Below are 10,363 nucleotides of genomic sequence, written 5' to 3' on the forward strand. Positions count from 1 at the left end.
AGTTCATTTCATTGACAAATTTCTTTAATCGAAAGTATTGCTGGTACATTTCGATGATCAGTATATTTAAAGCGGAATAAAAAATGGATATCGTAATAATTCAGTACATTAATCAAATCTTCATTATGACAAAATTCTTGATTAAATCTCATTCTAAGATCTTCAGCGATATGCTGAGCAAGTATGGTTTGACTGTCAGATGGGATGTTAAATTCAAATAAAATATTATTACTATTGTAGCTAATATTAGTAATTTCAGTTCCATCTTCGGTTTTAAAGGGAAATTTTCCTTTTTCACCTAATAGGGATCTTTTGGCGCTTTCAACAATTGCTAAACTTACTTTATTAACCAAAGGCAAATCATTATTGCTATAAACGGATGAAAAAAACATCACACCAGCACCTAAAACGATTAATTTAAACAAATTTCTCATTATTTTATCCTTTAATCCTACTTTATCACTCCTCTTATTACGGTGAAGTTTATGCTTCTCTCAGCCTGTGCATGCCTATATTCTTCGGTAAATAAGAGTAATGCTTTATTTTTCTTAGCAAATTTTAATGTTTTTACTTAAATAAATACAAAATGATAATTATATTACACAAAATTTAAGAATAAAAAGAGTATTTAAGAATTATAGCAATGGCGTGCATATAAAATAAAAAAGGTAACACATTGGTTACCTTAAATTATAACAAAAAAAGTTATTTCTTATTTGGGTGAGGATCTTTAACTGAATCACCTTGACCAGACATAACATACCACCCATTTTTACTATGAGGTTTTTTGTTATGATCTGGGCAAGGAGGCAACGATTTTTTACTCTGATTTGAATATACATAGCCACAATCAGCACATTTGAAAGTGCCCGCTGACACATCACTACCGTATGCAGCAAATTTTTGTACCATTATAAGCTCCTCCAGTAAAATTATATGAATGATAAGTACAACACTTATCACCTCCTATATATAAACGCTGATGCAGCAATAAATCAAGCTAAGAGTGGGTTTTATTTTGTCCATTTTCATTATCTAAGCATTATGAAAATAGTTTATTTACAAATAAATTAAAGAGTAATTTTCTATAAGTTAACCTAAATCAATTGATGCTGGTTATGGAAGCCGTTCACAATTTATCCATTATAATAATTAATAACTTTTACCGCCATAAAACCAGTAACGGTGAATTATGTACCAACGGTTAATAATACTCTCCAATTATCTATTCTTGTCTAGCTGAACAAACAGAACCATTTTTTAAATTATCATCTGATTGCCAACAAAATTTGTGCAATAATAATACAATAAAACGTTAATCCTTGGTTACAGGTAGCAATGCTGTCGCTTCAACCCCTCAAAGTCGCAGTAATGACCGATAAAGATCAAACTCCTTACCCGTATACAAAATACCGTACAATGGGAAATAACAATGATTTGTAATCCCGATATTGCGGTATTGCAAGAAATCTGCTGTAAGGTAAACAAATATAATTGTTTATTTTTTCAAAAAAATAAACCAAGCAATTAAAATGGTTCCGACTATGATAAAGGTTTGCATTAACCGATTTTTTATATTATTACTGACTTGTTTTATCTTAACTCCATCGATAAATTGATCAAATAATTGAATAAAATCATCAAAGGAATCTGAAACATGAGCTATGCCCTGCGCTTCATTTGACCATAAATAAATAGTTCCATAATCTTCCTCTTTTAATGAGATGAGATAACTATTAAGATTATGATCATAAGCAAAAGGTAACATGAATTGCAATTCTGGATTATTTAACAAAAATTCATTATAAATTCTAGTGATAGTCGAATTGCCATATTTTATGCTATAAAAACCACTCAAATATTCACAATTATGATCATTTACGTTAGGAAAATCACCGCCATTAAATTCATGGAAAAAATCGAGAAAAGAAGAGGGAATTTTTTCATCAAATAATCGGTTAAATTCAATAATATCATCGTAGGTTAATTTTTGTTGACTATTCTCAAGTATCAATGCCATTTTACATTTCCTTTATTATGTTAACTAGTTAACTAGTTAACTTTCCTATGGTAATCACCCTATGACTTGTTCAATTTTAATATTACTATATTCAAATATGCAGTATTTTGCATTTCTATAAAAACATTATAAATCATATAAATAACGAAATCCATTCTGAGAGTAAAAGATAATGACAAAAAAATGATATTGGGAGCTACTATCGATAATTTTGTAAATTTACAATCAAATTGATGATAAATTTGTCACAGTTCAAAGTATTTAGCTAAACTGATTTTAACAAAAAACTGGGATGTATTTTTTCCGTTTCTGATTATTTGGAAAATTAAAGAAAATGTATTTTTATAAATTCTAGAATTTACTTAAAAATTAGGATTATGTGCACTTATAATTGTGTATATTATGTATATTAAGTAAAAAGTATAAATTTTGTTCTATTTAATCAGGATTAATATGTTGAAAGAAATGAATAAACATTCATTGTTATTACATATAGTTATATTAACATCACTATACTTTTTTTCTACGATTTATCAAATTGAGGCTAGCAAATTTTTAAAACAAATTCGATTTTAAATATAATTGAAAACACTTTCAAAATATGACTTAAAATTTTTACTTTGTGTTTATTACATTTTTCCTGTACTGCATTTTTTACTGGTACCTTGAAAGACATTTGAAAATAGCGCTAAAATGAAAAAGAACATATCATCATGAGCAAGTATTTTAAAGCCATAGCAAACCGCAATAAATATGTATTTATTTTATCAGCAGAATTTGAGCATAATTTACTTAAAACTATCTATGAATTTCTCTCATTTTTTACCGTTAAAATAATAAATTAATTATACTGTTAACTTACTGTATTTCAATGTAAATAGTATTTAATACAGACATTTATAACAAATCTCATATCAAACTATCTTTAAAAAAATGTTCTAATTTATCAAAGGGAATTTTATTGGTGGTATTATCATATAAATCAGTATGCACCGCATTAGGAATAATCATTAATTCTTTATTTTTACTGCCAACCATTTTAAACGCATCTTCTGAAAAGTAACGAGAATGCGCTTTTTCACCGGCGATAATTAATGTTGGGCACTCAATTTCATGGGCATGATTCAATAACGACTGATTAATAAATGAAAGTGGCATACTTAACACCCATGAACCATTCGGATTTGAATTGACAGAACGAATATGAAAACCACGTTTAGTGGTATAAAAAAGAGAATAATCTGCAATAAATTGTGGTGTTTCATCCGTGATTTGATCAACGGTAATGTTGTTTCTTGGATTCAACGTGGCATAACTATTTTGTGAATCGTCCCAACGGCTATTATTCAATGACTGTTTCATTGCTAATCGTTGCCCTTCTGTCATGCTATCATTATAACCTTTAGAAATAACTCGACTCATATCGTACATGACAACGGTTGCTACTGCTTTAATTCGTGTATCAATCGATGAGGCATTTAAAGCCATACCACCCCAACCACAAATCCCCAAAATGCCAATGTGCTCCCGCTCAACGCAATCTATAGCTCCAAGATAATCAATAGCGGCACTAAAATCTTCGGTATTGATTTCAACTGATGCTTGATTACGCGGTAACCCACTGCTTTCACCAGTAAAAGAGGGATCAAATGCCAAAGCAATAAATCCTCGCTCTGCTAGAGTTTGCGCATAAAAACCTGATACCTGCTCTTTTACGGCGCCAAATGGTCCTGCGACAACAATAGCAGATAATTTATCTGGGCTGTTTTTTGGGCGATATAGATCTGCGGCAAGCGTAATGCCATAACGATTTTTAAACGTGACTTTAAAATGCTCAACTTTATCACTTTGCAGAAAAATCTTATCCCAACGTTGTTCTAACTGAATTGTCTGAGGTGGAACTGTAATTTGAGAATGTATATCATTCATGTCAATATCTCACATTGAAATTAATGTTTTAAATCTAATTAATTAGCATAATTTTTGGAAATCTTCTTCAGATACCGCTTCACACCATTCATTATAGGTATCCTCACCCGGCACTTCGATAGCGATATGGCTAAACCATGAGTCAATCTTAGCGCCATGCCAATGTTTTACATTCGCAGGAATGGTGATAACCATACCGGGCTCTAAACTTATGGGCTTATCCCCATATTTTTGATACCAACCGCTACCAGCTATACATAATAAAATTTGCCCCCCACCTTGTGATGCATGATGAATATGCCAATTATTTCGACAGCCAGGTTCAAATGTGACATTTGCAACTAATAAAGGAGACTTTGCTGTTAATAAATTTAGATAAGATTGACCAATAAAATATTTAGCATAATTTACATTCGGCTCACCCTGTCCAAATAAATTATGTTTTTCAAATTCAGATTGACTGATTATTTTCATAATAACTATCCTCGTCAGGAAATGATTTAAAGCTATCTGTGTAATAAAACTTATTTTGTGAAACATGGATATATTTACTATATCCATTTGGTTGTAATTTTTTATTGGCCTTTTACTGTACGGTTGAATCGTTCAAATTCGATTTCACCAATTTTTGATTTTAAAATATTCGCAATGCCATCTAATTGAGTGGGAGATACCCCGACATTTTGCGCAATTTGAACATGAGATTTAATCTGACTATCGGCACCTTGCAAGGTTGATAGCGCCGCTAATGTCGCTATCTCTCTATCTTCATAACTCAAAATATCTCGACCAAAAATATCGCCAAAAAGATGGGCTTTTAAAAATTGATCAATAGTAGGTGAAAAATCCATAATGCCACCCGTAACCGGTTTGCCTACAACTTTTGTTTGAATTTTTGTACCCAACTCTAAAGCGCTTAAATTAGTCGGTAATGGTGCCGAAGTAGAACCAACTGTGTCAGTAATGCCTTCTTTTTGACGTTCTTCTAGTAGCGCTTTAAAGGCACTCAAACCATTTAAACTTCTTGGAAAACCTACATAGGCATAAAGTTGAACTAAAATTTCTTTAATTTCATTGATGGTTAATCCTTGATTCAATCCATCAATGAAAGCTTGCTTTAAGCCAATCATATCGCCTTTAGACATAAAAGCGGAAATAGTAACAATCGATCCTTGTTTTGGTGTTAAAATATTCATAGCCTTTGCCCTTAAACAATTAGTTAATACTGCAAACTTTTGCTAACCACCCTAGATTTTGACTATTAAGTGCGACTAAAAATGATAGATAATTTATTAATGTTAGATACTGATACGAATGTATTTCACTTCGTTTTTGATTATTATAAGATCTGATAATAATATCCAATAGAGCCGATCCTGCCAAAAAGTTGCCTAATCCTATCAGAAATCATATGCTAATAGAGAAATCTAAATAAATAGAGAAATCTCTATGTTAAAAAAAGAAATTAAAAAAATAATGCTAAAAAGAATGCCAACTGTGGGGGACTATCCAACACAAATTAAAAACTTTGGCATTTATAGGCGTGAAGTTGGCAAAAATAAAGATATTTGTTTAGAAAATTGTTTTTATCATCCTATGATTACAATGATAATACAAGGTGAAAAAAGCTCTCTGCTTGGCACCAAACGTTATCATTATAAAGAAGGTGATTATCTTATAACCTCGATTGATATTCCAACGATAAACACAATTAAAAATGCAACGACGAAAGCCCCATTCCTTTCATTGTCACTTTTGATTGATAATAATTTAATTAAAGAGTTATTAATAGAATATCCGGAATTAAATAAACCTTCGCAACAAAGTTTTAATGGTATTATTATCTCTAAAGCTGAAGATGATCTAATCAATGCTTTTTATCGATTGCTTAAGTTGCTGGATAAACCTGAACAAATTTCGGTTTTAGCACCACTAATCATAAAAGAAATTCATTATCTACTCTTAATCGGTCCATTTGGTGAAGCGCTAATATCAATTTGTATGCCAGAAACAAGAAGTTATCGTATTGCGAATACGATAGATTGGCTAAAAGAACATTTTAGAGAGCCGATAAAAATGGAACAATTAGCCAATCAAGCGAATATGTCACTCTCTAGCTTTTATCGTCATTTTAAAAAAGTAACAAGTTTAAGCCCATTGCAGTTTCAAAAACAACTTAGATTACATGAAGGTCGGCGTTTAATGGTCAGCGAGAATATGACAGCGATTCAAGCGAGTTTAAAAGTCGGTTACGAAAGTGCAACACAATTTAATCGAGAATATAAAAACTTATTCAACCAAACACCCTTGCAAGATGTGCTAAAAATACGCAAAGGTTCTCGAAAGGTCTAAATTAGAGCTAAGTTAGAATGTGTTAATTAGAAAAGCTAATATTACCGGCATATGCTAAATATCATAATTTACGCTCTATTGCATTAACTCGAATCTCTCTGGCATTAGCCTAAAATGGAACAACTGATACAGCTAACCTTACAATTTTAGATTCTGATGTATTACTACATAACTTCTCAAGTATGGATGGTATGATGTTATACGCAGGATCTGGATCAAATAACCATTCTAGATGTGAGTTATTTGAATAAGCTGTAATTGGAGAAATTAAGCTCAAACAATAGCCATCATCATTCTCTGATTGCCCTTTCCATTCGAATTTTCTTTTTTATTATAAGAAGATTTCTATTAATGATGAAACTAAACCATTACGAGTGGTTTAGGTGACAAAACTTTTAGAAATTCGCCACCTCCCCCCGTAAAAATAAAATCCGGTAAAAACGGTTCATACAATTGACTGCATTTGAAGTCTCTGTCCAGTAAAAGTTTGTTGAATAATAGACAACTATTTTCAATTCATCACTCTACATTCAGACTCTACTCACAAACATCCAATCCATTTTTTATACATTATATAAAGAATTTATTGAAAAATTTTTGAAAACACATTAACTTGATCCCGATAATCATTTTCGAGTATCAAATATAGGAATTGAAGGAGTAAACATGGCGAACAAATTAAACTCACTGATTAATACCGTTGGTGAGGGGCTCTTTAATGGAATAGCAGATGAGGTATGTCATAACCGCTACACCTTAATGGTCGATAATTTGATTTCGCCGATTAGTGTTATACAGGTTCAGGGGGATGAGCAGCTCAATCAGCCATGGTATTACACCATTGACTTCACCAGTATTGATAAAACTTTATCGCCTGATGCGATACTCAACCAAAAAGCGTCCTTCTACTTTAATCCTGCTATGAATAACGTACTGGAAACGGCGATTCGTTCGTTAAGTGATCGCCCTATCGAGAGTGACTTACGTAAAATTTCTGGTGTTATCACTCGTTTTAATGTGTTATCTGTGAGTAAAGAGCAGGCACATTATCAGATTATGTTATCCCCTCGTTTAGCAAGATTAGCATTGAATCGCAATCATGCGATATTTCAAAATCAAAGTGTGATCAGTGTGGTGGAAGAAGTGCTACGCAGTCATGGTTTTACTGGCATTGATTATCGGCTGGAATTGAACAATCGCTATCCGGAACGTGAATTCATTACTCAATGGCAGGAAAGTGATTTAAGCTTTATACAACGTCTGTTAGCCGATATTGGTGTCTGGTTTCGGTTTGAAACGCATGCCGAGCACAATTGCGATGTCATGGTCATAAGTGATAACGAACAAGGTTATGAGCAGGCAAGTGATATAGATTATCGATTACCGAGTGATACGCTGGATGGCGGAACAGAAAGTATCTGGAATATTCGGCAGGACAATCATATGGTGAAATCCTCAGTCAAAGTGCAGGATTACAACTACCGTGACGCCAAAGCTAAGTTACTGAGTGAAGTTAACAGCCAACCTAAAGACAGCACCACTTATGGCACCGATTACCGTTATGATGAGCATTATAAAGAACGAACAACTTACGGTCAGGAAGATAAAGTTGAGGAAGATAACGATAATCGCAACAGCAATGGCTCAACTGACCAGCGTAATCAAATTGAAACCGGTCAATGGTATGCCAAAATTCGACATGAACAAGCAATCAGTAAAAAAACTCTGATTAGCGGAAAAAGCAACCGCTATCATCTGACACCAGGTCAACGCATTCAAATTAAGGGCAGTCCGCTGGTTAATGTTGATGACGGTATGATTATTTTAAGCGTGGAAGGCCATGGCAACCGCACGGATGCTTACGAGCTGAGTTTTACCGCAATACCGTATCAGGTATTAAAACCATACCGTCCTGAGCCATTAAAGTGGCCCAAAATGGTGGGTACCTTATCGGCAAGAGTGACTAGTCCTGACAATGACACTTACGGTTATATTGATACTCAGGGTCGTTATCGGGTTAAATTTAATTATGACCTAAAAGAGTGGAAAAAGGGCTATGAAAGTTTATGGGTCAGGCAGGCAAAACCGTACGCAGGCGGGAGTTATGGTTTCCACTTTCCACTGATTGACGGGACTGAAGTTGCCATTGCCTTTACCAAGGGCAACCCTGACCGCCCGTATATTGCGCATGCCATGCATGACAGTACGCATCCGGACCTTGTAACGACGATAAACAAACATCGCAATGTGATTCGTACCCCAACCAATAATAAGTTACGCATGGATGACAAACGGGGGCAGGAGCACATCAAGCTGGCGACCGAATACGGCAAAACTCAACTTAATATTGGGCATCTTGTCAACAGCAACAAAGAGCAACGAGGGGAAGGATTTGAACTGCGTACGGATAAATGGGGGGCGATTGCAGCGAATCGAGGTCTGTATTTGACCAGTCAGACCGAACCCAAAGCGCAAGGTAAGCAACTGGATATGCAAGGGGCAATGGCTGAACTGGAAAATGCGTTATCGATTGCCAAAGCACTGCAAAATGCGGCGCAACAGGCGCAAACTCATGCATCTGATACAGATTCACAACAACACTTACAAAGTGCTTTAAAAGACATGAATCAAGCGGGGATCCTCGCTTATGCACAAGAAGGCATAGCATTAACCAGTCCGGAAAACATCCAGCTTACTTGCGCCAACAATATAACGGTAACAACGGCAAGTCAAACGGATATTACGGCATTAAAAAATATTACCCTATCTACATCAGAAGCCATCAGCTTATTGGCACAAAAATCAGGAATGAAAGTGTTAGCCAATCAAGGTGATATTGATGTGCAAGCCCAAAATGCCAACCTCAATATGTTGGCGAAACAAGATATCCAAATAAACAGTGTAGAGAGTAAAGTGGACATTAGCGCAGCGCAAGAAATAACCTTTATTTGTGGAGGCTCGTACATCAAAATCAGCGAGGCGGGGATCGAGCTTGGCTCGCCAGAGAATGTTTATCTTAAATGTAATGCAATGCAAAAAATGTCGCCTGCGACCCTAAACAAAAAAATTCAACTAAAATCAAGCGAGTTAGATGTTAAACTCTGTACCGAAATGGATTAAATATGCTTAGAGAATTAAATAAAAGAGCCAGTTTCAACAAATATCGCTATCTTTTAGTTGATAATAAAATCGTACTTAATTCAGTCAGTCCATTATCACGTAGAGGATTACAGAGTTTATATGGTGAAGATAAATCATTTGGTGAAAAAAAACTTACAACGGTTTTACGCACTGATCTAGATTATGATCCAAGCGTATGCCCGACATTAGTTACGCTTGCTGAACCTTATCAATTTTTAGAGCAAGCAATCATTGATAAAATCACAATGCAAGCCTCGGTTGAATGTTTTTGGTCAACACGATATATCTGTGCATTTATTGTCACTGACCTTAAACCGTCAATATTGGCAAAACAGATTATTAATATTGGAAATCACATCGCTAAAACATTGCGACGACATTATTATCCCTTTTTTGAACCTTTCCGGATGCAATTTTTACAGGAACTTGGTTCAAACCAAGACAACGCATGGCTTAAAGCGCAATTTCCACAAATTGAAAACTATTATTATCCGTCAATACACAATGGCGAATTTATTCCTTATATAAGCGATCACGAATCAACAATAGAACAAGGTTGGAGTACGGAATACGGTGAACGTTTAAAAAAATTAAGGGTCATTCGCACGCTTGTTAATGCATGGGCAAATAACCGCACACAATTTGAAGAACAAAAAAATGTGCCACTTGAAAAGCAGGTAATTATACAGGCAACACAACTAATTGAACAAGCTGACAAATTAGGCTTAACCGATGCCGCCGATATCCTGTTTTGGGGATTAAATGGATTACGGTATCAACATCTATTTACTACACATCCACAAGTACTGAAACAAATACCTAAAGCCCAACTGGCGCCCGGTACATTTTCTAAACATGTCATTGACGCCAAGATTAACCTTGAAAGCCAAATCCATTTACTGACAGAATAAAGAAAAAATA

The 10,363-nt window shown here is 34.4% G+C and carries 9 protein-coding genes; 3 read left to right on the forward strand and 6 right to left on the reverse strand.

All coding sequences use genetic code 11. The features are described from left to right. Nucleotides 1–8 precede the first annotated feature (8 nt). From J4T76_RS11065 to J4T76_RS11090, 6 genes are all read right to left on the reverse strand, one after another. A complete protein-coding gene (locus tag J4T76_RS11065; RefSeq protein WP_267342047.1) occupies nucleotides 9–434 on the reverse strand; it encodes a hypothetical protein in 426 nt (141 codons plus the stop codon). 271 nt (nucleotides 435–705) lie between these two features. After that, nucleotides 706–912: a hypothetical protein gene (locus tag J4T76_RS11070; RefSeq protein WP_267342049.1), complete on the reverse strand. Its 207-nt coding sequence runs from the start codon at nucleotides 910–912 to the stop codon at nucleotides 706–708. Between the two features lie 586 nt (nucleotides 913–1,498). Further along, nucleotides 1,499–2,020 carry an SMI1/KNR4 family protein gene (locus tag J4T76_RS11075; protein ID WP_267342050.1) on the reverse strand — a complete coding sequence of 174 codons (522 nt, stop codon included), beginning with the start codon at nucleotides 2,018–2,020 and terminating at the stop codon, nucleotides 1,499–1,501. 909 nt (nucleotides 2,021–2,929) lie between these two features. Further along, entirely contained in the window at nucleotides 2,930–3,949 is a 1,020-nt protein-coding gene (locus J4T76_RS11080; protein WP_267355831.1) for an alpha/beta hydrolase, read from the reverse strand. Between the two features lie 42 nt (nucleotides 3,950–3,991). Beyond that, the gene (locus J4T76_RS11085; RefSeq protein ID WP_267346321.1) at nucleotides 3,992–4,423 is read right to left on the reverse strand and encodes a cupin domain-containing protein; all 432 of its coding nucleotides are present in this window, start codon (nucleotides 4,421–4,423) and stop codon (nucleotides 3,992–3,994) included. A 101-nt stretch (nucleotides 4,424–4,524) separates the two neighbouring features. Further along, a complete protein-coding gene (locus J4T76_RS11090; RefSeq protein ID WP_267355206.1) occupies nucleotides 4,525–5,145 on the reverse strand; it encodes a carboxymuconolactone decarboxylase family protein in 621 nt (206 codons plus the stop codon). 253 nt (nucleotides 5,146–5,398) lie between these two features. Between J4T76_RS11090 and J4T76_RS11095 the strand changes: the two genes are divergently transcribed. The 3 genes from J4T76_RS11095 (at nucleotide 5,399) to J4T76_RS11105 (ending at nucleotide 10,353) form a co-directional block, all read left to right on the forward strand. Beyond that, nucleotides 5,399–6,301 (forward strand): AraC family transcriptional regulator, encoded by a 903-nt coding sequence (locus tag J4T76_RS11095; protein ID WP_267355830.1) that lies wholly within the window; start codon nucleotides 5,399–5,401, stop codon nucleotides 6,299–6,301. Between the two features lie 666 nt (nucleotides 6,302–6,967). After that, the gene (locus tag J4T76_RS11100; protein WP_267355828.1) at nucleotides 6,968–9,421 is read left to right on the forward strand and encodes a type VI secretion system Vgr family protein; all 2,454 of its coding nucleotides are present in this window, start codon (nucleotides 6,968–6,970) and stop codon (nucleotides 9,419–9,421) included. 2 nt (nucleotides 9,422–9,423) lie between these two features. Then, the gene (locus J4T76_RS11105) at nucleotides 9,424–10,353 is read left to right on the forward strand and encodes a hypothetical protein (RefSeq protein ID WP_267340858.1); all 930 of its coding nucleotides are present in this window, start codon (nucleotides 9,424–9,426) and stop codon (nucleotides 10,351–10,353) included. The last annotated feature ends 10 nt before the right edge of the window (nucleotides 10,354–10,363 follow it).

This window comes from Gilliamella sp. B3022 (assembly GCF_028751545.1).
Lineage (GTDB): Bacteria > Pseudomonadota > Gammaproteobacteria > Enterobacterales > Orbaceae > Gilliamella.

What these genes read in the sequence shown, in the direction of transcription:
- J4T76_RS11065 (WP_267342047.1), bottom strand. Translation starts at nt 434, where the DNA reads ATGAGAAATTTGTTTAAATTAATCGTTTTAGGTGCTGGTGTGATGTTT.
- J4T76_RS11070 (WP_267342049.1), bottom strand. Translation starts at nt 912, where the DNA reads ATGGTACAAAAATTTGCTGCATACGGTAGTGATGTGTCAGCGGGCACT.
- J4T76_RS11075 (WP_267342050.1), bottom strand. Translation starts at nt 2,020, where the DNA reads ATGGCATTGATACTTGAGAATAGTCAACAAAAATTAACCTACGATGAT.
- J4T76_RS11080 (WP_267355831.1), bottom strand. Translation starts at nt 3,949, where the DNA reads ATGAATGATATACATTCTCAAATTACAGTTCCACCTCAGACAATTCAG.
- J4T76_RS11085 (WP_267346321.1), bottom strand. Translation starts at nt 4,423, where the DNA reads ATGAAAATAATCAGTCAATCTGAATTTGAAAAACATAATTTATTTGGA.
- J4T76_RS11090 (WP_267355206.1), bottom strand. Translation starts at nt 5,145, where the DNA reads ATGAATATTTTAACACCAAAACAAGGATCGATTGTTACTATTTCCGCT.
- J4T76_RS11095 (WP_267355830.1), top strand. Translation starts at nt 5,399, where the DNA reads ATGTTAAAAAAAGAAATTAAAAAAATAATGCTAAAAAGAATGCCAACT.
- J4T76_RS11100 (WP_267355828.1), top strand. Translation starts at nt 6,968, where the DNA reads ATGGCGAACAAATTAAACTCACTGATTAATACCGTTGGTGAGGGGCTC.
- J4T76_RS11105 (WP_267340858.1), top strand. Translation starts at nt 9,424, where the DNA reads ATGCTTAGAGAATTAAATAAAAGAGCCAGTTTCAACAAATATCGCTAT.